Here is a 23,621-nt window from a genome sequence, read left to right on the forward strand (position 1 = left end):
ATACAATCACAAACCTGATTGTATTTTACATGTAATTACTAAAAAGACGAAACGGCTCCTTTAAAGGAGCCGTAAAATAAATAGATTTGTCAGCAATTAATTACCGACTATAAAGATAAAGCTTACCGTCGCGAGCTTGGATCATCAGTTTATCTTGTACCGCTTGAGGACGACTTAATAAGCCTGAACTGTTCACTTGGTTTTGCGCAATAAATTTACCTGTGTTGGTATCAATCCAATGGAGATAACCTTCTGCATCACCAACCACTAAATAACCATCAAAAATAGCCGGAGCAGTTAAATTGCGATGCAATAAATCTTCTTGTGTCCATAATGTCACACCATCAGATTTACGAACAGATAAAACTCTGTCATTTTGGTCAACAAGGTAAAGATTATCACCCAACAGCACCATATCATTGACTGAGCCTAACTCACGTTTCCAAAGAATTTGTCCAGAACGCATATCAAGGCTAACTAAATTACCGTTATACGCCATTGCATAAACAGTATTTTCATCAATAATCGGTGTGATATCCACATCATTTAATCGGCTAATTTCAGTAGAGCCTTTAATTTGTGAAATATTTTGTTGCCAAATCAACTGCCCTTGAGAAAGAACAACTGCACTGACACGGCCATTATCTGCACCAATAATAGCTGCGCCATAAGCAACAGCAGGTGCAGACTCGCCACGAAGAGATAATGATGGAGTATCTAAGTTAATAGTCCAAGAAATCTCACCACTTAACAAGTCGAGTCCTTGCAACATACCATTACTGGTATGAATAAGTACTAAACCATCACTAACAACAGGTTTTGAAATGGCTTCGCCAGCGACATCTGCTTCCCAATCAATGGAGCCATCTTCAGTGTTCAGTGCGTATACTTTCGCTTTTTCAGTTCCCACAAAAACGCGAGTGCCTGAAACTGTTAGCCCACCAGAAAGTAATGCGGACTCATTGGATGAAAGAAAACCTGTTTTAATAGAGAGATCTTGCGACCAAAGCTCTTTACCTGTTTCTACATCTAATGCTTTCACTAAACCATGGCGATCAGCGACATAAACAACTGCGCCATCCCATGTTGGTGACAAGTGAGAATAGTATTTACCAATACCATTTCCAACTGATTTGTCCCAAACAGCTCTAGGTGTAAATTGGCTTTGCACCTCAGGCAATGGAGACATTGTCACATTATCCTGTTCACTAGAACATCCTGCCAACAAAGCAGATGCTAGTAGACCAACCAGGAGAGTTTTACGCAGTTGCATGTCTGAAGATCCCTTTAATTGGATAAATTATTGAGTTTAAGTTCAACCAGTGAGCGAATAGCACCCGCATTTTCATCAGTTAATGCGCTACGATAAGCGGTTGTAGCACCTGTGTTATCGCCTTTTTTCGCTAAGACATCACCACGGATATAATTTTTCATTCCATTCCATGCTTTGCCTTTCACTTGCTCTAACGAAACTAAAGCAGCATCTGTTTTATCTAATGCTAATTGTACACGAGCTAAACGAAGATTAAGCATATCTGCAAATGCGTCATTTTTTACTTTTGCCACAGCATTCGTTAGATGACGTTCACCACTGACTAAATCATTAGCATCAATAGCGATTTGGGCTAGCTCTAATGAAGCTAAAGCGCCATAAATATCATTCGTTTCAGTAACAAATTTTTCAGCTAATGCAATATTTTCAGGCGTAGGCTTAGCAAGTGCCTCGCTGACTGTTGCAAAAGCACCTGCACTTTCTTGCAGACGATTTGTTTGATGTGATTGCCAATATTTCCAACCAAAAACACCACCAAAACCAATAACAGCGGCTAAAACAATAGTTAAACCGTAGTTTTTAAAGAACTGTTTAATTGCATCAACTTGTTCGTTTTCGGTGCTATAAACTTCCACAAGTCTCTCCTTAACCTAATAACAGAGTCAATTGCTGAGCGAGCTCATTGCGAGCAACGATTGTTTGTTCCCCTGAACGCAAATCTTTCACTGCAACAGTGCCGGCATTAATTTCATCTTCGCCTAAAATCAGAGCAATTTTAGCGCCTTGTTTATCAGCACGCCCTAGCTGCTTTTTAAAGTTACCATTACCATGATTCGTCATTAAACGTAATGTTGGTAATTGATCACGAATTTCTTCAGCCAGCATTAATGCTGCGCTTTGACTCTTTTCGCCAAATGAAGCAAGGTAAACATCAGCGACATTAGTATCTGCAACAAATTCAGGGTTAACCGCTTGAACTAATAAGATCATGCGCTCCATCCCCATAGCAAAACCAACTGCTGGTGTTGGGTGCCCACCAAGTTGCTTCACTAAGCCATCGTAACGGCCACCCGCACACACGGTTCCCTGTGAACCTAATGCGCTAGTTACCCACTCAAAAACAGTACGGTTATAATAGTCTAAACCACGAACTAAACGCTGATTAACACGATATGTAATACCGACAGCATCCAATAAAGCACAAAGACCATCAAAGTGCGCTCTTGATTCGTCATCAAGATAATCGAAAAGTTCAGGCGCATCATTCAATAAAGTCTGAATTTCTGGATTTTTTGAGTCTAAAACACGTAATGGGTTAGAATACATACGACGCTTGCAGTCTTCATCTAACTTATCTACGTGCTGCTCTAAGAAAGCAACTAACGCTTCACGATATTTAGCACGCGCTTCTAATGAACCAATAGAGTTAAGTTCTAATGTTACGTGTTCTGCAATACCTAACGCTTTCCACCAACGCGCAGTTAGCATAATTAATTCCGCATCAATATCTGGGCCTTGTAGACCAAAGACCTCTGCACCTAACTGGTGGAATTGACGATAACGACCTTTTTGAGGGCGCTCATAACGGAACATTGGTCCTAAATACCATAAACGTTGTTCTTGGTTATAAAGCAAACCATGCTCGATACCCGCACGAACACAACCTGCTGTGTTTTCTGGGCGTAATGTCAGACTTTGGGCATCTTCGCCACGATCGGTAAAAGTATACATTTCTTTTTCAACAACATCGGTCACTTCACCAATTGCTCGCTGAAATAGAGGGGTATGCTCTACGATAGGTGTTCTGATTTCACTAAAGCCGTAACCCGCTAAAATTTGTTTTAGCGTATTTTCAATTTTCTGCCATACGCGAGTGTCAGCAGGTAGATAGTCGTTCATACCACGAATGGCTTGGATTTTTTGTGCCACTTTTCTTCTCTAATAGTTATTAATTGATTGTTAGGCTGATTATAGAAGCGAAATCAATCAGTATTCAATGTGAAATCTATAGTAAAACTGGCTCATTGATTAATGAGCCAGTTTTTTGAGTATTATTTGTCCAATTGATTTATGTTTATGCGCATACTGTCATCAAGCATTGATGCTTTAGCACGAATTTTTGCTTCTAATAAATCAATCATATTAACGTTATCAAGACGCTCTTTTTGTCTCACGCCATCTTCATAAAAACCACTTCGTGTTTTAGCGCCAGTTACACCTAACGTTGAAACTTCAGCTTCACCCGGTCCATTAACAACACAACCAATAATAGAAACATCCATAGGTGTGATGATATCTTCCAAACGTTGCTCTAATTCGTTGACTGTTCCGATAACATCAAATTCTTGACGAGAACACGTTGGGCAAGCGATAAAGTTAATTCCACGAGAACGAATACGTAAGGATTTAAGAATATCAAAACCGACTTTAACTTCTTCAACTGGATCTGCAGCTAATGAGATCCTTAATGTATCGCCGATACCTTCTGATAATAAGATCCCAAGACCAATCGCAGATTTAACCGATCCCGCTCTTGCGCCACCGGCTTCGGTGATCCCAAGATGCAGTGGTTGATCAATTTTTTTCGCTAATAAACGGTAAGAATCAACTGCAAGGAAAACATCAGAAGCTTTTACACTGATTTTAAATTGTTCAAAATTCAGTTTATCAAGGATATCCACATGGCGCATTGCCGATTCAACTAACGCTTCAGGTGTTGGCTCTCCGTATTTCTCTTGAATATCTTTCTCAAGTGAACCGCCGTTTACGCCAATACGAATAGGAATATTGTTGTGACGGGCGCAATCAACAACTTGGCGAATGCGTTCTTCACTACCAATATTACCCGGATTGATACGTAAACAATCAACACCATATTCAGCGACTTTTAATGCGATACGGTAGTCAAAATGAATATCAGCGACTAAAGGCACATTAACTTGTTGCTTAATTAATTTGAATGCTTCCGCAGCATCCATTGTGGGTACAGAAACACGAACAATATCCACCCCTACACGTTCCAGAGATTTTATCTGGCGAACAGTCGCTTCTACGTCTGTTGTTCGTGTATTTGTCATCGACTGTACCGTGATAGGAGCGCCATCACCAACAGGTACATTGCCCACATAAATTCGTGTCGATTTTCGACGAATAATAGGTGATTCTTTATGCATTGATTAATTCTCCCATGCTTCCATGCTTGCTCAAATGTGTAGTCAGATTAAGCGCTCGGTACTGTTATTTTCGCTATTTTTCCAGTAAAACGGCTTAAATCAACAGATTCACCATTAAACTGTAAGCGAGTAACAGAAGGTGCGCCTATTTTTAGTTTATAAGGTTGCTCACCATCAAATTCCAAACGATCACCCGCTTTCTTAATACCATTAAATAAGACTTTATTTTGAGCATTACGAACTTCTAACCAACATTCACCATCAAACATAAGAACCAATTGATTCGCAATAGCAGGTGCTTCCGATGAAGTAGATTCTTGCGTTGAATTTGCTCGAGAAGTTGTTGATGTTGTTAGTGGTGAGACGGGTAATGGAACCGTTCTCACTTCTGTTGGTGCTGGTGATGTCGTTTCAGTCGTTGGTGATGTAGCGACATTATTAGCCTGATTATCAACTAATGGCGGCGCAGATACTTGTAAATTATCACCTTCAGATGTTGACATATTATCTAAGGTTGCCAAAGGAGAATCTATCGTGTTGGTGTTTTCTTGTGTACTATTTTGCCCTACGTCTTGAGATGCCATAGAGACTAATTCTTGTTGATCCGCCTGATGACCTTGCCACCACCAAACACCTACTAATGCAATCATAACAATCAAAATCACCCAAGTGATTTTCATCAGCCAACCTTCACGTTTTTTATGACGTTTGCCTAATGAGTAATTTTGTGTGGTTGTCATTCTAATTTGTTTAACAGGCGCTTGTTGGTCGATAAAACCAAGGATGTCTTTTTCAGGAACACCAACGAGCTTGGCATAAGAACGCATATATCCGCGTAAAAATGTGGGTGCAATATCAGAAGAAACAGAATCTGTTTCAATGTCGCGCACTGTTGATAACTTCAAACAAAGTCGATCAGCAACAGTTTGTTGTGTTAGCCCTACTTTTTCTCGTGCCTGACGTAAAAGTTGACCTGCTGTTAATTTCACTTCTTCGGTTTTGTTTTCAGTATTCATTAGCAATCTAGGCACTGTGGCTATTGGATGTTTAACATTGATGAACTCGCAAAAGCACAAAGTACCTTAACGTATATCACCGCGATTTTTTTGATATTTTATTATCACTTTGCTGGCAGACCAAATAATCTGGCGGTATATCCTCAATTAACACACTATTATTGTTTAATAGTTTTTGTTCACAAAGGAAATTACCATAAAGCCTTAATACATTAACATTTACTGGCTTCGAGTTCATCGCTAATTTGTAATAATCTAACGCTTGAATAGAATTTCCCAATAACTGCGATGTTAATGCCATTCCTAAATTCGCATCAGGATGATTTGGCATCACTGATAACACTTTTTGGAAATGATATTGCGCTATTTGATATTGTCTTTCAGCTAAATAAGCATCACCTAATTGTAAACGTGTAGACACTGCAACACGTTCTTGATTGGCTGATGATTGACAACCGAGTGTCAATAGCATCAAGCCAATAGTTATAACTACTGATGATATCCTTATCATCGTTTTATTCCTCAAATATATTCATCCTTGTTCTCTCTACATTGTAATTATGTAATACACTTCACAAAGAAAGAGATATCCAACTGTATTAGACTGCTTTTACTGAAATTAGTTCACCTTGTTGGCGTTTTTTCAGTGTACGCTTTGTACGGTCAATAACATCACCAGCTAATTGTCCACAAGCCGCATCAATATCATCGCCACGGGTTTTACGTACAATCGTCGTAAAGCCATATTCCATTAATACTTTAGAGAAACGGTCAATACGGCTATTAGAACTACGTCCATATGGTGCACCTGGGAACGGGTTCCATGGAATTAAGTTAATTTTACACGGCGTGTCTTTTAAAAGCTCAGCTAATTGGTGAGCTTGTTCGGTGCTGTCATTAATATGATCAAGCATGACATATTCAATAGTCACTCGCCCTTGGTTCGCGTTTGATTTAGCAATATAACGGCGAACACCTTCAAGAAACATTTCAATATTGTATTTCTTGTTAATTGGAACGATTTCATCACGAATTTCATCAGTTGGTGCATGCAATGAAATAGCTAAAGCCACGTCCACAGCATCACCTAATTTATCTAATGCAGGTACAACACCTGATGTAGAGACAGTAACACGACGTTTAGATAGACCAAAACCAAAATCATCCATCATGATTTCAAGCGCTGGAATAACATTATTTAAATTTAGTAATGGCTCACCCATTCCCATCATCACGACATTAGTAATAGGGCGACGGCCTGTCTCTTTTAATGAGCCAATAATTTTAGCTGCACGCCAAACTTGCCCAATAATTTCAGACACTTTCAAGTTACGGTTAAAACCTTGCTGTGCAGTTGAACAGAACTTGCACTCTAAAGCACAACCCACTTGTGAAGAAACACATAATGTTGCGCGATCATCTTCTGGAATGTACACAGTTTCTACTTGTTGATCGCCAACTTTAATTGCCCACTTAATCGTGCCATCTGTTGAACGTTGTTCTTCAGAAACTTCAGGTGCTTTAATTTCAGCAATTTCTTTTAATTTATTGCGTAACACCTTGTTGATATCGGTCATTTGATCGAAATCGTCATAACAGTAGTGGTACATCCACTTCATAATTTGGTCAGCACGGAAAGGTTTTTCGCCCATAGAGACAAAAAGCTCACGCATCTGTTTACGATTTAAATCTAACAGATTAATTTTAGTTTTTTGATTCACAGTATTTTCTTTAGAAACAGCGACAGAAGCGCTTGGCGCTGGAGTGGTAGATTGGGTCATGACATTGCCTCGTTGTTACACTATGCGGCCTGCATTAGCATTGATGCTAATGGGATACTTATATATTTGTATAATAAACAATAATAAAAAACGCCCTGTTAATTATCAAACAGGGCGTCGCATTGTACTGTTTTTCGCGTAGAGATGCTAATAAATTAGCGCGCGCAAACTTCGTTTTCAGTGAAGAAGTATGCGATTTCACGAGCAGCAGAAGCTTCTGAATCTGAACCGTGTACCGCATTTTCAGTAAAGCTATCAGCGTAATCAGCACGTAATGTACCCGCTAATGCGTTGTCTGGGTTAGTTGCGCCCATCAGATCACGATGACGTTGAATCGCATTTTCACCTTCTAACACTTGAACCATGATTGGACCAGAAGTCATAAATTCAACTAAACCGTCAAAGAAAGGGCGGCCTTTGTGTTCTTCATAAAAGCCTTCAGCTTGTTCGCGCGTTAAATGCAACATTTTAGCGCCAATGATGCTAAAACCTGCACTTTCAAAACGGTGATAGATAGCGCCGATAACATTTTTTTTCACTGCGTTTGGTTTGATAATAGAAAATGTGCGCTGAATAGCCATGTCTTACCTCTAAATTATTTTATTAATGATAACTTTTGTTATCTCTTTTATCGCAGATCATGGAAAAACGAATCAAAAACCGCATTCCCTGCAAAAAATAGGGCTCGATTATAGGAGGATAAAAATAAATTGCACAGATTGAATATCCTTTTTTTTAAGAAACTGTGGCAAAAAAGTTATAAATTATCGTTCTAATCACATTTTTGACGTATTCCATGTTCAAACTTGAAAATAAGAATAAAAAAGAACCGAAATGACACTCGATAAATAGTTTAATTATCTTTATTAAAAAACCTATTTTAGTGAAAAATCCCTCAGTTCTCGTTTATTCCATTGATTTAGTTTAACGAAATATAAAATTAACCATATCCGTTTGACCACTTAGATCAAGCACAGAAAGTTGATATTTACCTCGTTTCTCTAATAAATAAGAGAATGTTTCTCCGTTTTCTGTTTTACCTATTTGCTCACCATTTAAAAACCACCATTGCATACCACTTCCTCCTTGTGTAGAAACTGTTATTTCGAGATTAGTTTCACCAGGTAATGGCCTTAATAAATCACCCGCACGAATACCCGAGATAAACAAGGGAATAATATCTTCTTTAATTGGTGGGCAAGTTTCAGAAATCGGTGGCAGTCGTTTTGCTCTGCGCTCTTTTTCAGGTAACCATGCTTCTAATGCTATCGGCCATAAAGCAATATCTTTTAACTCTGCGTTAGGACAATTAGGCCCAGTGCGTTTACCTTCATCATCTAACCAAATTTTTTCGTTGATCCCCAAAATACCTTCTTGGCTATCATTCAATAAAGTTGGCGGAATAGTGTTATCTAAGATCCAGCTTCGACGACTAACTCGACAGTTACTATCTTCTTTAGGTAATGCCTTACCTGTCGGCCAACAGATTGTTGCTGCTGTTACACTATTAGGACGTAAATCAGTAGGTGGTCTTTGTTTATTTTGATAGAAATAGCCAGTTAATAAGTTATTGACCTGATTCATAATAGGGACAGCCGTTGCAAAGCCGAATTGCCCTGCAACAGGTGTTCCATCAGGTCTGCCCACCCAAACACCAATGGTGTAGCGAGCATTCACACCGATAGACCACGCATCCCGATAGCCATAACTTGTCCCTGTTTTCCAAGCTAAAGGAACAACGGGTGAAATTGCACTATCTGGGCGAGGTCTGGCTTCTCCGGCTAATATGCGTCTGACAATCCATGCCGAACCTTGTGACATCAACACTCGGTTTTCTATTATTTGTTCCGGCTTAAAACGCAACGGTGCTGTTTTTCCTTGCCTTGCTAATGCACTGAAGGCGGAAACAAGCTCATCCATTCGTGTTGCAGTTCCTCCTAAGATCAGCGCTAAATTTGGCTCTGAACCATAAGGAAAGCGCATTTCAAGATGGTTATGACGCAATTTCGCTGCAAATTTCTTTGCACCATACACTTCGATAAGTTGTACTGCTGGCAAATTCAAAGAACGACTTAGTGCTTCACTGGCACTGACCGCACCATTAAAATCAGAGTCAAAATTACCAGGGCGATAATTATCAAATCGACGAGGAACATCTTGTAAGAGTGATTCTGCATGAATAAGCCCTTCATCTAATGCGAGTGCATAAATAAATGGCTTTAATGTTGAACCTGGCGAACGCCATGCGCTAATCATATCGACGTGGCCAAAGCGCGAATTGTCATTAAAATCAGCAGAACCAACATACCCTTTCACACTCATATCCGTATGATCAACAACTAGAATGGCTAAGGATGTTTTATCCGCTAATTGATACTTCCATTGATTCGCAATATCTTCGAGTTGTCGTTGAATATTGATATCAATCGTGGTGGTAATAACAGGCTCTCGCTTTTCGTTATACATACGACGAGCCAGCAGTGGTGCTAATTGTGGTGTTTGCCTTGGCGCTAATAAAACCTGCTCTTCTTTGATTTCATCAACTTTTTCTTGTGGCCATATTTGATACTCAGCCAATCTATCTAATACTTTATCTCTGGCAGCTTGAGCACGTTCAGGATATCTATCTGGTCGTAAACGACTTGGTGCTTGTGGCAATACAGCCATTAATGTCGCCTCTCCCGCAGATAAATCAGCGGGTGATTTGCCTAAATAAGCCCAACTTGCAGCTCCAATGCCCTCTAACGTACCGCCAAAGGGTGCTCTATTGAGGTAAATTTCCAGAATTTCATCTTTTGAGTAATACCACTCTAATTGCAAGGTGCGCCAAAGCTGTTTGATTTTCCCCCCTAAAGTACGGGAGTGAGGATCAATAAGGCGAGCTACTTGCATTGATAACGTGCTTCCACCTGACACAATTCTTCCTGAACTTAGGTCTTGCCACGCCGCACGTAATATCGCCATCGGGTTAACACCAGGATGCTGATAAAACCAGCGATCTTCATAAGTGATTAAAGCTTCTAAATATTCAGGAGAGACATCAGCGAGTTTGACATGATAACGCCATACCCCTTCTTTATCGGCAAAGCGCCAAAGAGGAGTACCATCTTGCGCTGTAACAATCGTCGCAATTTGAGGTTCAGGATCAGGGAGAGGCCAAATTTTATCTGCGATCCAGACTAAAATTGGCGTTGTTAGCAAAAAAATAATGATAACAGCAATAAGCCGTTTATATCCTAGTTTCATTCAATCACTCAAAGGAAAAAGCCCTTTCCGAAGAAAGGGCTACAAGATTTAAGGAACAACGTCAATCTTGGTTTCTGTTGATCCTATTGCACGCCAATAAGGCACATACATGGATTCAACTTGTGGTGGTGGTACTTGATAGTTACCTGGTGTTACAGCTCTTGCTAAATAGAGCAATGTCGTTGGGCGATATTTATCAACAGAGATAGCGGCAACAAAGCGATCATCTCGATACTCAAGATGTTTGATATTCGCTTGTCCCATATCATCGATAAATTCCTGCAAGTCTGCAGCACTATCACTTAAGCTTGCACTACTTGATGCTAAGTTTTGGTTTTCGATTTCAAGACCAGCTGGTAATAAATCAACAACTAATGCATCAGGTACATCTCTATCAGCAGAAACTTCCAGTTTAACCACCAGCATTTCACCACTTTGTAAGCGATTAGGATGAACGCGATTTCCTTTCAAATCATAATAACTGCGATGGATATTTAATATATTACTATAAGGAGCAGGAGCCACTTTAGGATAGCCCACGATATTCATACGAGAATAAATCGCAGCACCACCACGATTATTTAGCTCTAAGCCTTCTTGTAATTGTGCTGATGTTAATGTCTCATTGACTGCACGATCGCTACTGATTGCAGGAACTTGACGATTAACAGCAACTTCCCAAGGCTGTTCTGCCATATTAATAAAGAAGCGCCCAGCAAGGTATAACGAGTTACTTTCTTGGGTTGAGAACCATTCACGGCTTGTTAAGTTATCAGATAGTGTCATCACACTTGCATCACGAGATTGTGTTTCAAGGTTATTTTCACTTAACAATGCAATAATTAATGCTTGGTCACGAATGGTGCTACCGTAGTCGCCCAATCCATAATTATATTTACGCGTTGTTGTCACACCTTCAGCAATCAAGCTTTCAGCGCGGCTGCCATCCCCCATCAGTTTTAATGCGATGCCTAACTGAACTAAGGCTAAACCACTTCCTGCTTGATTACGCTCAAGATAGAGACGACGTAATTCACCTAAAGGTGCTTTTTGCTGATTAGCTAATACTAACGCGGCATAAGCCCTTGCTGAGAAACGTGCTGCATCTTGATTAACCGCATATTCATAGTTAACTAAGCTTTTATCTTGTAAATAACGTAATAAACGATCATTCGCACGTTTTAATGAATCAGCTGGAACTGAATAACCTTGTTGTGACGCACGGAATAAGAAGTCAGTCGCATAAGCGGTTAACCAATATTCTTCACGTCCTCCCTTATCCCATAAAGAGAATCCACCTTCTGACTTTTGCATCGTCAGCAGATGAGCAATACCTTTATCAATAGCCGCTTTTCTATCAGCATCAGTTTGCGTTTTAATTCCCAACTGTTTCAACTCTTTTTCTGTTGAATACAGTGAAGGATAAAGCCCGCTGACTGTTTGTTCTAAGCAACCATAAGGATAAGCAAATAGCTCTCTAACATAACGCGCCACTTGTAACGGAGGACGACTTGTTAGTAATAACTCACCTTCAAGCGTTGAGCTATTAAAACGACTTAAAATTTCTGATGGTAAGCGCCAAGTATCACCATCTTGCAATGTGCTTGCATAATGAATAGTTTCTGCTGGGAATGCAGGGCGAACACCAATATTCCATGTATTGTGATAAGGTTTAATCTCTTCACCTGGTACTTTAATACCATAAATAGACAGTGAAAATTCCCCCTGACCAAAGCCATGTTTCGCTTTTACAGGGATTTGAATTTGAGTACGTTCACCTTTCGTTAGCGAGACAGTTTTGCTTTCAGCGCCACCTAACCCCACCAAACCTGAAGCGGTATAATTTAAGGTAATAGATTGTGCATCATCTGTCAGATTGGTTAAATCTAACGATAAAAGTGCATTATCACCACCAGCCATAAAGCGAGGTAATGAAAGCTGAGTCACTAAAGGTGCAGCAATAACAACTTTACCTTCCTGACTACCAAATTTATCCGCAGTCCAAGCTTGCGCCATTAAACGAACTTCACCATTAAACTCTGGAATAGGCAAAGAAACTTCGCCCTCACCTTGAGCATTTAATTTTACAGGAGCTGTTTGTTGAGCAATGATTTGCACATCAGTTAATGGCTTTTTGCCACCACGAGATAATGCGGCGGCTTCACCACCATCACCACCAAAACGCAAGTTAGCTAAACGACCTTGCCCTTCAATTAATTGACCGTAAACATCATATTGGTCAATGCTATAACGTTTACGACCAAAGAAGGCATCGTAAGGATCAGGGGTTTTATACTCTGTGATATTCAATACACCAGTATCAACCGCAGAAACTAATACATTAATATTTTCAGGTAATGGCTGACCAGCAACTGGATTCGCTTTAATACGAATTTTTAAATCTTGGTTAGGGCGAATTTTTTCAGGTGCATCAAGTGAAATATCAATCCGACGGTTTTTATCCTGTAATGGTAAATGCAAAATACCCACAGCACGTTTTACTGTCGCTTGTTTTGAAGTATCTCCTGGTCTTACAACAACAGAAGTCAGATAGAGATCGTGTCTTGCCCACTCTTTATTAATAGGCACTTCAACATCAAGCCCTTTTTCTGGTACATCAATTTCCTGCCACCATAAAGGTCCATTACTTGATTCAAGTAACACATAACCTTTACCCGGATGAGGTGCAACAATGTTTAACTTAACTTTTTCGCCCGGTAAATAACCATCTTTATCCAGTTTCAATTTAACTTGGTCTGGTCTTACCGCGCCTGTTCCACCAGAGTTATCCATCCAAGAATAACCTGCCCAGAAACGTAGGCTACTAACTAATTCTGTTTTAGGATCAACAACTTCAATACGATAAGAGCCCCACTCAACAGGGAATGCCACTTTTGCGGTGCCATCTTTCGCAATCTTAATTGTTTGCTCATCCATTTGCAGATCTTTTTCGTTATAGCCAGATTCCCAGCCATTCGAACTAGACCAACGCCAGTAATAATCATGGCGTTCATAGATAAACTTCACTTTCAGATCATTAGCAGGTAGTTTTTTGCCGTCTTGGTCTGTATAGACAATTTCAAATTCAGCCATTGAGTTTTCATCAACGCTATAACCTGATTTATATTTGTCTGTACGATAATCGTAGACTTCTTTTTTAGGAAAGACAGGACGAATACCCGCAAGATGAGTGGCAGGCCAAACTGCTTGTTGATAACGACGAGTAACAGGACGTCCACCCGCTTCAAGTAAGCTTGCTTGTAGAATGATATTGATAGGTGATTTCAACTCAGCGTAGCGTTCACTATCAACACTTAACTCACCTTCACCATCAGAGTCTAAATTAAGTTCAAACTCATCCAGTAGACGGCTGAAGTTTTCATCTTTTACAGTACCAAATTCATATCCAGGTAATTTACTGACAGCTTCACGAGAGGCTTTTAAGAAGACTTGCCCTTGTAAGCGATTATCGGCAGCTGGTGCGCCATAAAGATAGCGACCCTTAATGTCAAAATAAGCGTCATTACCACTCAATAAAATACCTTTCTTACCAGTGATTTCTAATGCCATACGTTCTGGCATAAAATCTTCGACCTGAAACTCATAGAAACGAGGTGTACCATCGCCTACATCAAAACGTAAGGTACGTGTACCAGTATTTTCATCCGCAGGAATAACTAATTTTAATTGATAAAGCCCCTTTTCAGGTTGCCAAACAAAACTACGAGACACTTGCCCGTCTGTTTTAAGCAGATCAACTTTAACAGGTTGCTCTTTAATAGGATTACCATCACCGTCACGTAGCAATGCGTTAACGATCAATGTTTCACCGGGACGATAGAGATCACGTGGGCCGAAAGCAAAAAACTGTTTGCTATAACCTTGTGGGCCGCCAATATCAAATTCAGACAGATCAAGCGCAGGTTTACGCAAGTCAATCATACTGGTTTGCCCATCACGAATAGCCATTAATAAACGTGCTTTATCACTTTTCTCAAGTGTGGCATGCCCTTGGCTATCTGTCTGTGCTTTAGAAATCAATCCACCTTTTTCATCTAATAGGCGAATTTCTACTTTATCTAATGCAGAACCATTTTTAAGTGATTGGGTAAAGATATCTAATGTATCAAGATAACTGTGCATCGACAGTCCGATATCACTAAATGTGAATACCGTTGCTGGCACCGTATAAGAATACTTACCCGCTTGTTGCATAACCGCAATGTAGGCCCCCTCTTTTTTCAGGGCATCTATTGATTTTAGCGGTAACAACACGTTTTCACGGGTATTTGTTTCTGTGTTTAATTCAAAGCGACCGGTATAAACCAGATCAGCTTGAGATAAAAACTCATCTGATTCCCAATAGTTAATATTAGAACGGCTTTCCCATTGCGTTAAGAATTGGGCTAATTGCTCATCTTTAACACGGAAAAAGTTTACGTCAACTTGCCCCACATTTAACGCAATGATGGGTAGACCTTCAGCCGCTTCAAGTGGCAGTAACGATCCTTTACTGGTAAAGCCAACAGATGGGAAAATTTCTTCTGTTGTTAGTTTCTGGCTAAAAGGTGTCGTTAATGTACGTTCATTAATACCTTTTATTTTTTCATCAATGGTTAAATTTAATTCTGTTGATGGTGGTAAATGACGGAAACGTAGTTCCATTAGGTTATCAGATAGCTCCCACGCACCTTCTAATTTCCCTTTTTTGGTATCAACAAGGTGAATAACATCATCAAACTTTTGATCAGGATCAAGCGGTACAGAGAAAGTCACAACCATTGTGCTCGCACCATCACGCTGTAATTCTGATGCATCTAATACGGTGACTTCTTTTCCAGCAAAACGCATTGCCAACTCATCACGGACTTCTTTGCTTTTTAATGCAGTTTCGTTATTCGTTTTTGTTGTAACTGCTGGTTTTTCGCTTGTTTGAGTTGCAATACCTGATGTGCTCTGAGCGGTATCTTTTTGCTCTGTCACTTGTGTATTTTGCGTCTTATCAGCAGATGATGTGTTTTCATCCGTTTGATCATCACAACCTATAAGAGCCAATGCTGATGCCAATACAACAGCAAGAGAGCTCCAGCGATAGCCTCTCTTTTCTGTATATTGTCTAAATTGGTTTTGGTTCATATCCATTTCCTTTAATTCAACCCCTGAATAATGCGATGTTCTATGCAGGCAGAGATAATATATGTATTTTTTTATACTAATAAGATAAAGAATAACTTAATAAGCTATCTTTTACCGCGTAAGACGAAATAAATTACAACACAAAGTCGTCTTATTTTTACTTTAAAAATAAAGCCTAGCTAAAACAAAGCGTTATATAAAAATGCAAACAATTTGCTAATTTAGTCAATTTTCTATTATAAGATAAAAAAAAGCGATACCTGATGAGATATCGCCTAAATTTAGCGGGCTGTATTAACTATCTAAATTAACTATTGGGATGCCTTTTCTTAAGAATCCCCCTAGTTTGCGTTGATAAAAAGGTGATACATGGTGGATCATAAAATGACTCACGCCTTTTTCATCTTTATTCACAAAGCAAAAATCTAGAGATTGTCCTTCTTCTAAATATTCAAAAGCCGATTCAGCCGCTTGTGGGAGTATCTGCATGATCACATCTTCTTCACCCGTTATTTCTAAACCAATAAGATAAAATGACTCTTCATCATCTTGCTCCTGAGCATTAACAATAAAGGCGCGGCGGATCGGTTTATGTTCACCAAAAAACTCGCTAAGTGCGGTTGTTAATTTTTCAGGTTGTGGCTCTAGAACACTCAACTTTAAAGAAGAACCTTCAACAGAAACAATTTCTTGTGCCTCAAATTGTTCAGATACACCCATTACAAACTCCAAATCAAATAACGTTTATTATTTTGCTTTTGCTAATAACAGATTCGCGATAGAACGTACACCGTAGCCCGTAGCACCTGCCGCCCATTGCTCTACAGAAGATTTTCTGTACGTTGCTGAACAGTCGATATGTACCCAACCTTTTTTGTAGTTAGTGACAAAGTGCGATAAGAATGCAGCCGCAGTACTTGCACCTGCAGTATGGGAAGGTGCTGCGATATTATTTAAATCAGCGAAGCTAGAAGGTAATTGACTACGATGGAAATCCGCTAATGGTAGACGCCAGAACAATTCATTTTCTTGTTCAGCGCTAGTCAGTAGCTCTGCTGCTAATTTATCATCAAAACTTAATACAGAGTGATAGTCATTACCTACTGCAACTTTAGCTGCACCAGTTAATGTTGCTGCATCGATAATCAGCTCTGGTGCAATATTACTTGCATCAATTAAACCATCAGCTAAAACTAAACGGCCTTCAGCATCTGTATTCATGATTTCAACTGATTTGCCATTACGGTAACGAATAATATCACCTAATTTAAAGGCATTACCGCTGACCATATTATCTGCGATACACAGCAGTAGTTTTACGCGTTTATTTAAACCACGAGTAACCGCTAATGCTAAAGCACCTGCTAAGGTTGCTGCACCACCCATATCGGCTTTCATTGAATTCATGGATGATGAAGGTTTGATGCTATAACCACCTGAGTCAAAAGTAATACCTTTACCGACTAAACAAGCAAATACAGGGGCATTGCTATCTTTTGTTGGATTGAAATCTAATGCTAAATAGACAGGATCACGAGAAGAGCCTCGTCCTACTGTATAAATACCGGCATAGTTTTGATCGCGCAGATCAACACCTTTGGTGATCTTATAGCTAATATCTTCTTTATCAAGACCACAGAACAGATCAACTGTGCGTTGTGCTAGTTGTTCAGGCCCTAATTCTTCAGCTGGTGTATTGATGGTATCTCTAACCCAATCAACGATGCGAATACGTGATTCTAGTTCGTGTTTATCTGCATCCTTTAATTGTGGCCATTCGATTGAACGAGCGCCTTTAGGTGCTCTAAAACCTAACCAGAAAGCCCAACTACGTTCTAAATCCCAGCCTTCGCCAACAAGTGCAACATTACGAATACCTTGGCCATCAACTTTACGTCCACCACGCTGAATAGCGCCTAAACGGTTTTCTTCCGTTAAGTGGATTGTCATGCCGGTTTCGCTAGTGCTAATTAGTGCTTTTTCACCCCAACATGCAGCAGCAGGTTCATTTGACAGCATGATAGGCATAATTTGTTTATTCATTTATTGTCTCACTTATTATTACTGGTGGCAGTTAACCTATTCAGACTACCAGATATTTACCGTTTAGCGTGATCAATTTACTGCAAAAACAAAGAGGTCACCATTATCATTCAGTGATCTTACGTATTTACATGATATTCCTCGAAGAAGATCGCACAATAAAATCCCCATACTTCCCTCTTTATGGTTATTTTTAAATCACTGATAAAGCAAAGTGAAAAAGGCCATAATGCAAAAAGACCAGCAATAAGCTAGTCTTTTAAATTTACGATGTCAGCAATTATTCAAATTCATCAAGCCAAACAAGTAAAATAGCCTCAAGAATTTTTTCATTGGATTTCTGTGGATCATCATCAAAATCTTCTAAATCACAAATCCACTGATGCATATCAGTAAAGCGTACCGTTTTAGGATCAGTGTCAGGGTAAAGATCAAATAATGCTTCCCCTATTTCACGCGTGTCACTCCATTTCATGCTCGGCTCCTAAAATTAATGCTCTCTTGCGTGATTAATCGAATATTTAGGGATCTCAACAACTAAATCTTCGTCAGTCACTTTTGCTTGGCAACTTAAGCGGCTTTCTGGCTCTAAACCCCATGCTTTATCTAACATGTCGTCTTCAAGCTCAGAGCTCTCTTCTAGTGAATCAAAACCTTCACGCACTACACAGTGACAAGTTGTACATGCACAAGACATTTCACAAGCATGTTCAATCTCAATGCCGTTGCGTAATGCAACATCTAGAATAGACTCACCTTCTGTTGCGTCAACAACAGCACCTTCAGGGCACAGTGTGCTATGGGGTAAAAATACAATTTTAGGCATAGTTATATCTCATCCACAGAATGACCTGCCAACGCTTGTCGAATAGATGAATCCATACGACGCGCTGCAAAATCCTGAGTTTGCTTATCCAGTAGTTTAATCGCGTTTTCAATAGCAACAGGATCTGTTCCTTCAACGCTCTCTATTAAGGTATCTACAACTTTGTCGATAGCCATTTTCTCATCTTCATTTAACAGATGAGCATCTTCTTCTAATGCTGCAGTTAAACTTTCTAACACGCGAGCTGCTTCGACTTTTTGCTCGGCTAGACGACGAGCTTGTAAATCTTCTTGGGCATTTTCCATCGAAGATTGGATCATCTTAGCGATTTCAGTATCACTAAGACCATAAGATGGTTTGACTTGTACTGAGGCTTCAACACCCGTTGATTTTTCCATTGCACTGACACTGAGTAAACCATCAGCATCAACTTGGAAAGTGACACGAATATGTGCGCCACCCGCAGCCATTGGAGGAATTCCACGTAATGTGAAACGAGCTAAAGAACGACAATCACTCACCATTTCACGTTCACCTTGAACAACGTGAACACTCATTGCCGTTTGACCATCTTTAAATGTCGTAAATTCTTGCGCTCGGGCAACAGGAATAGTGGTATTGCGAGGGATCACTTTTTCAACTAATCCGCCCATTGTTTCAAGACCAAGAGAAAGTGGAATAACATCTAACAATAGCATTTCGCTATCCGGTTTATTACCCACCAAAATATCAGCTTGGATTGAAGCACCAATGGCAACCACTTTATCTGGATCGATAGAGGTTAACGGTTCTCGTTTAAAATAATCACCCACCATTTGACGAACTAATGGCACTCGTGTTGAACCGCCAACCATAACCACTTCTAGAACTTCATCTATTTCAACATCCGCGTCTTTTAATGCGCGGCGAACAGATAATAATGTACGTTTCACTAATGATTGAATTAATGATTCAAACTCAGCACGAGTGATCTCACCTTTCCATCCATTAATGTTGATATCTGCAACATCGTTATCACTCAATGCAATTTTGGTTTCTGATGCAACATCGAGTAATTGACGTTGTAATACAGCATCTTTTTGATGTCCAAAACCAGCACGTTCTCTTATCCAGTCTGCCAGCATCATATCAAAATCATCGCCACCTAACGCAGTATCACCGCCAGTCGCTAAGACTTCAAAAACGCCTTTAGTTAAACGCAGAACAGAGATATCAAAAGTACCACCACCTAAATCATAAACAACGATGGTGCCTTCTTTTCCTGAATCTAGACCATAAGCAATAGCTGCCGCTGTTGGTTCGTTTAATAAACGTAGAACATGTAAACCCGCACGACGAGCCGCTTCTTTTGTGCCTTGACGTTGAGCATCATCAAAATAAGCAGGCACAGTAACAACAACACCATCAAGTTCGCCACCTAATGATTGTATCGCGCGCTCTGATAATGTTTTTAAGATGTCAGAGGAGACTTGGATAGGATCGACAATACCTGCTGCGGTTTTAATTAATGGCAGACCGTTGTCATTTTCATGAAAATGATAAGGAAGGTTTGGATAACGGCTTGTCACATCACTCAGTGAGCGACCCACCATTCTTTTTATTGAGCTTATCGTGTTAGCAGGATCTTTTTCTGCTTCTTTTTTAGCATTCCAACCAACATTGATATTATCAACTTGATACTGCACAACAGATGGCAATAAATAGCGACCTTCGCTGTCTGAAAGCGCTTCGGCTTGCCCACTACGTACAGTGGCAACTAATGAGTGTGTCGTACCTAAATCAATACCCGCTGCAAGCCGGCGCTGGTGCGGTGCAGGAGTTTGACCCGGTTCACTAATTTGTAATAATGACATAACAGTTTCCCTTAAAAACCATCAAACAAGCGTTCTTCAAGTTGCTCTACTTGCTCTTTTAATTTTGCGAGAAAACGCAATTTTCTCACATTATCTGCAGCAATATCCCAAGTTTGATTATCTAACGTTTTGACCATTTCATCATGGCGTACTGTGTACATTTTTTCTAAACGTGCAGAAAAATCGGCTAACAAACTTTCGGCTTCAGCACTGTGTTCGATGTTATCCAGCTCTTCACGTAATGTGAGTTGCTCCATTAAAAATGCAGTATCGTGCATCGTTTGTTGCTCATTAGCAATATCGATACCGTGTAATGAGAGCATGTATTCAGCTCTTGAAAGTGGATTTTTTAAGGTCTGATAAGCCTGATTGATGGTTGAAGCAAGCGAGATTGCTTGAGCCTGTTCTTTTTCAGACTGACCTGCAAAACGATCTGGGTGATATTGACGCTGCATATCTTGATAACGTGTAGCAAGTTGCTGTTTATCAATATCAAAACGATTAGGCATGCCTAATAGTGTGAAATAGTCCATACATCTACTCTTGGATTAATTAACGTTAATACTGTGTTTTAACACAAATTACACAGTGAAGCTCTCACCACAACCACACTCATTCGATACATTTGGGTTGTTAAATTTAAAGCCTTCGTTTAATCCTTCTTTGACGAAATCAAGCTCTGTTCCATCTAAATAGACCATGCTTTTACCATCAACGATAACTTTCACACCTTTGTCTTCAAAAACAGTATCTTCGTCATTGATGACATCAGCAAACTCAAGAACATAAGCCATTCCAGAACAACCGGATGTTCTTACGCCTAAACGCAAACCTTCACCTTTTCCACGATTAGATAGGAAAGAGCGAACACGATTAGCGGCGGATTCTGTAAGGGAAATTGACATGGCACACCTCACTCATAAAGAACGAAAGCGGATACTGAAAAAAAGTTTCAGCATCCGCCAATATTTTATTTTTTTATTATAAAAGACAATTACTTGCCTTGGCGTTTGCTTTTATAGTCTGCAATCGCTGCTTTTATTGCATCTTCTGCGAGAATTGAACAGTGAATTTTCACTGGTGGTAATTCTAATTCTTCTGCAATTGCTGTGTTCTTAATAGATTCGGCTTCATCTAATGTTTTGCCTTTCATCCATTCTGTTACCAGTGAACTTGATGCAATTGCTGAACCACAACCATAAGTTTTAAAACGCGCATCTTCAATTACGCCATTATCGTCAACTTTGATTTGCAGTTTCATAACGTCACCACAAGCAGGTGCGCCAACCATACCACTCCCTACAGTAGGGTCATTATTATCAAATGATCCCACATTACGAGGGTTTTCATAATGATCAATTACTTTTTCGCTGTAAGCCATGATTTAACTCCTGAAAACGTCTGATTAATGGTGAGACCATTCGATGCTGTTGATATCAACACCTTGTTTATGCATATCCCAAAGTGGCGAAAGATCACGTAAGCGACCAATAGCACTGTGGATTTGTTCAATTGCATAATCTATTTCTTCTTCAGTGGTGAAACGCCCCAGAGAGAAGCGAATAGAACTGTGTGCAAGTTCATCAGTTAAACCTAAAGCACGCAGTACATAAGAAGGTTCTAAACTAGCTGAAGTACAGGCAGAGCCTGAAGATACAGCAAGATCTTTCAGTGCCATCATTAATGATTCGCCTTCAACATAGTTGAAGCTCACATTAAGAATATTTGGCGCAGTATGTTCTAAAGAACCGTTGATATAAACTTCTTCGATATCTTTAATGCCATTCCATAAACGTAAACGTAATTCGTTTAAGCGTTTAGTTTCATCAGCCATTTCTTCTTTCAAAATACGGTAAGCTTCGCCCATACCTACAATTTGGTGAACGGCTAATGTACCTGAACGCATACCACGCTCATGTCCGCCACCATGCATTTGAGCTTCTAAACGAATGCGTGGTTTACGACGGACATAAAGCGCACCAATACCCATAGGGCCGTAAACTTTATGCGCAGAAAGAGAAAGTAAATCAACTTTTAACTTAGAGAGATCAATCGGTAGTTTACCCACGCTTTGTGTCGCATCTACGTGGTAAACAATACCTTTGCTACGGCATAATTCACCGATAGCAGCAATATCTTGAACAACACCAATTTCGTTATTTACATGCATGATAGAAACTAAAATAGTGTCTTCACGCATCGCTTCTTCAAGCTCTTTCAGGTCAATCAGACCATCACTTTTTGGTGCTAAATAAGTAACTTCAAAACCTTCACGCTCAAGTTGACGACAAGTGTCTAAAATGGCTTTATGTTCAGTTTTTGAAGTGATGATGTGCTTACCTTTTTTCTGGTAAAAGTTAGCAACACCTTTTAGTGCGAGGTTATCAGCTTCAGTTGCGCCTGATGTGAATACGATTTCACGAGGATCTGCACCGATTAAATCAGCAATCTGATTACGTGCAATATCGATAGCTTCTTCTGCTTGCCAACCAAAACGGTGTGAACGAGAGGCTGGGTTACCAAAAATGCCATCAATAGTCAGGCATTGCATCATTTTTTCAGCAACTCGTGGATCAACAGGAGTGGTTGCTGAATAATCTAGATAAATGGGTAATTTCATTGCTCACTAACTCCAAAGACGACGGATCTTCTTTAATAATTTTGTTTTTGCCTACCTAGAGATCGCCGTTAAACTCGCATATTAACAATGGTTTCTTGTAAACGACCATTGATAGCATGGCGTTTTTCATTGTCTTGACGATCGGCGACATCCATAACCTCTTCGTTATTGACTAACTCTTCAAGGCTGATACTACTTAGGAAACTGGTTATACGATCACTTAAATCACGCCACAAAGTATGAGTCAGGCAACGATCGCCACCTTGACAACCTTCTTTGTTACCCTGACAACGGGTAGCATCGACAGATTCATCAACCGCAGAAATAACTTGAGCAACAAAAATTTGCCCTGCATCACGGCCTAATAAATAGCCGCCACCAGGACCACGAACACTTGCGACTAATTCATTTTTGCGCAAACGTGAGAAAAGCTGCTCAAGATAAGAAAGGGAAATCCCTTGACGCTCTGAAATATCAGCGAGGGGGACAGGGCCTTGCTGTGAATGCAATGCAACATCAAGCATTGCAGTAACTGCGTAACGCCCTTTTGATGTCAGTCTCATAACAAATACTCCGTGGTGAACAATAATCAAATTGTGTCATTCCCGAGTAATTTAGTCAACTATTTATCCGAGTGTTTTAGTCAAGTATTAT

20 protein-coding genes are annotated in these 23,621 nt (G+C 39.8%); all 20 read right to left on the reverse strand.

Going from position 1 to position 23,621, the window contains the following annotated elements; translation table 11 throughout:
• Positions 1-100 precede the first annotated feature (100 nt).
• Positions 101-1,273, reverse strand: coding sequence for an outer membrane protein assembly factor BamB (bamB, locus tag ACWPWK_RS04160; RefSeq protein ID WP_109370955.1), 1,173 nt, complete (start codon positions 1,271-1,273; stop codon positions 101-103).
• Positions 1,274-1,287: 14 nt separating this feature from the next.
• Complete coding sequence (locus tag ACWPWK_RS04165; protein WP_109370956.1) at positions 1,288-1,908, reverse strand: YfgM family protein; 621 nt, start codon at positions 1,906-1,908, stop codon at positions 1,288-1,290.
• Positions 1,909-1,918: 10 nt separating this feature from the next.
• Complete coding sequence (gene hisS / locus ACWPWK_RS04170) at positions 1,919-3,202, reverse strand: histidine--tRNA ligase (protein WP_036912557.1); 1,284 nt, start codon at positions 3,200-3,202, stop codon at positions 1,919-1,921.
• Between the two features lie 122 nt (positions 3,203-3,324).
• Positions 3,325-4,446 (reverse strand): flavodoxin-dependent (E)-4-hydroxy-3-methylbut-2-enyl-diphosphate synthase, encoded by a 1,122-nt coding sequence (gene ispG / locus ACWPWK_RS04175; RefSeq protein WP_109370957.1) that lies wholly within the window; start codon positions 4,444-4,446, stop codon positions 3,325-3,327.
• Positions 4,447-4,493: 47 nt separating this feature from the next.
• Complete coding sequence (rodZ, locus tag ACWPWK_RS04180; RefSeq protein ID WP_109370958.1) at positions 4,494-5,462, reverse strand: cytoskeleton protein RodZ; 969 nt, start codon at positions 5,460-5,462, stop codon at positions 4,494-4,496.
• 76 nt (positions 5,463-5,538) lie between these two features.
• Positions 5,539-5,973 carry a hypothetical protein gene (locus ACWPWK_RS04185; RefSeq protein ID WP_109370959.1) on the reverse strand — a complete coding sequence of 145 codons (435 nt, stop codon included), beginning with the start codon at positions 5,971-5,973 and terminating at the stop codon, positions 5,539-5,541.
• Between the two features lie 88 nt (positions 5,974-6,061).
• Positions 6,062-7,243: a bifunctional tRNA (adenosine(37)-C2)-methyltransferase TrmG/ribosomal RNA large subunit methyltransferase RlmN gene (locus ACWPWK_RS04190; RefSeq protein WP_109370960.1), complete on the reverse strand. Its 1,182-nt coding sequence runs from the start codon at positions 7,241-7,243 to the stop codon at positions 6,062-6,064.
• Between the two features lie 155 nt (positions 7,244-7,398).
• Complete coding sequence (gene ndk, locus ACWPWK_RS04195) at positions 7,399-7,824, reverse strand: nucleoside-diphosphate kinase (RefSeq protein ID WP_023581630.1); 426 nt, start codon at positions 7,822-7,824, stop codon at positions 7,399-7,401.
• Positions 7,825-8,167: 343 nt separating this feature from the next.
• Positions 8,168-10,489, reverse strand: a complete 2,322-nt coding sequence (gene pbpC, locus ACWPWK_RS04200) for a peptidoglycan glycosyltransferase PbpC (protein ID WP_109370961.1) — start codon at positions 10,487-10,489, stop codon at positions 8,168-8,170.
• A gap of 48 nt (positions 10,490-10,537) precedes the next feature.
• Entirely contained in the window at positions 10,538-15,625 is a 5,088-nt protein-coding gene (locus tag ACWPWK_RS04205; RefSeq protein WP_454208383.1) for an alpha-2-macroglobulin family protein, read from the reverse strand.
• A gap of 294 nt (positions 15,626-15,919) precedes the next feature.
• Positions 15,920-16,345 carry an enhanced serine sensitivity protein SseB C-terminal domain-containing protein gene (locus ACWPWK_RS04210; protein WP_109370963.1) on the reverse strand — a complete coding sequence of 142 codons (426 nt, stop codon included), beginning with the start codon at positions 16,343-16,345 and terminating at the stop codon, positions 15,920-15,922.
• Positions 16,346-16,372: 27 nt separating this feature from the next.
• On the reverse strand, positions 16,373-17,668 hold the full coding sequence (gene pepB, locus ACWPWK_RS04215; protein WP_109370964.1) for an aminopeptidase PepB: 1,296 nt from the start codon (positions 17,666-17,668) through the stop codon (positions 16,373-16,375).
• A 280-nt stretch (positions 17,669-17,948) separates the two neighbouring features.
• Positions 17,949-18,143, reverse strand: a complete 195-nt coding sequence (iscX, locus tag ACWPWK_RS04220) for a Fe-S cluster assembly protein IscX (protein WP_006533441.1) — start codon at positions 18,141-18,143, stop codon at positions 17,949-17,951.
• 15 nt (positions 18,144-18,158) lie between these two features.
• Positions 18,159-18,494, reverse strand: a complete 336-nt coding sequence (gene fdx / locus ACWPWK_RS04225; protein ID WP_006533442.1) for an ISC system 2Fe-2S type ferredoxin — start codon at positions 18,492-18,494, stop codon at positions 18,159-18,161.
• A 2-nt stretch (positions 18,495-18,496) separates the two neighbouring features.
• Positions 18,497-20,347, reverse strand: coding sequence for a Fe-S protein assembly chaperone HscA (gene hscA / locus ACWPWK_RS04230; RefSeq protein WP_109370965.1), 1,851 nt, complete (start codon positions 20,345-20,347; stop codon positions 18,497-18,499).
• Between the two features lie 11 nt (positions 20,348-20,358).
• Entirely contained in the window at positions 20,359-20,880 is a 522-nt protein-coding gene (gene hscB / locus ACWPWK_RS04235; RefSeq protein ID WP_100158400.1) for a co-chaperone HscB, read from the reverse strand.
• Between the two features lie 48 nt (positions 20,881-20,928).
• Positions 20,929-21,252, reverse strand: a complete 324-nt coding sequence (gene iscA, locus ACWPWK_RS04240; RefSeq protein ID WP_006533446.1) for an iron-sulfur cluster assembly protein IscA — start codon at positions 21,250-21,252, stop codon at positions 20,929-20,931.
• A gap of 89 nt (positions 21,253-21,341) precedes the next feature.
• Positions 21,342-21,728, reverse strand: a complete 387-nt coding sequence (iscU, locus tag ACWPWK_RS04245) for a Fe-S cluster assembly scaffold IscU (protein WP_006533447.1) — start codon at positions 21,726-21,728, stop codon at positions 21,342-21,344.
• Positions 21,729-21,752: 24 nt separating this feature from the next.
• Complete coding sequence (locus tag ACWPWK_RS04250) at positions 21,753-22,967, reverse strand: IscS subfamily cysteine desulfurase (protein ID WP_100158398.1); 1,215 nt, start codon at positions 22,965-22,967, stop codon at positions 21,753-21,755.
• Positions 22,968-23,035: 68 nt separating this feature from the next.
• Complete coding sequence (gene iscR, locus ACWPWK_RS04255) at positions 23,036-23,530, reverse strand: Fe-S cluster assembly transcriptional regulator IscR (protein ID WP_006533450.1); 495 nt, start codon at positions 23,528-23,530, stop codon at positions 23,036-23,038.
• Positions 23,531-23,621 lie beyond the last annotated feature (91 nt).

It is taken from the genome of Proteus sp. Marseille-Q3619, assembly GCF_965283115.1.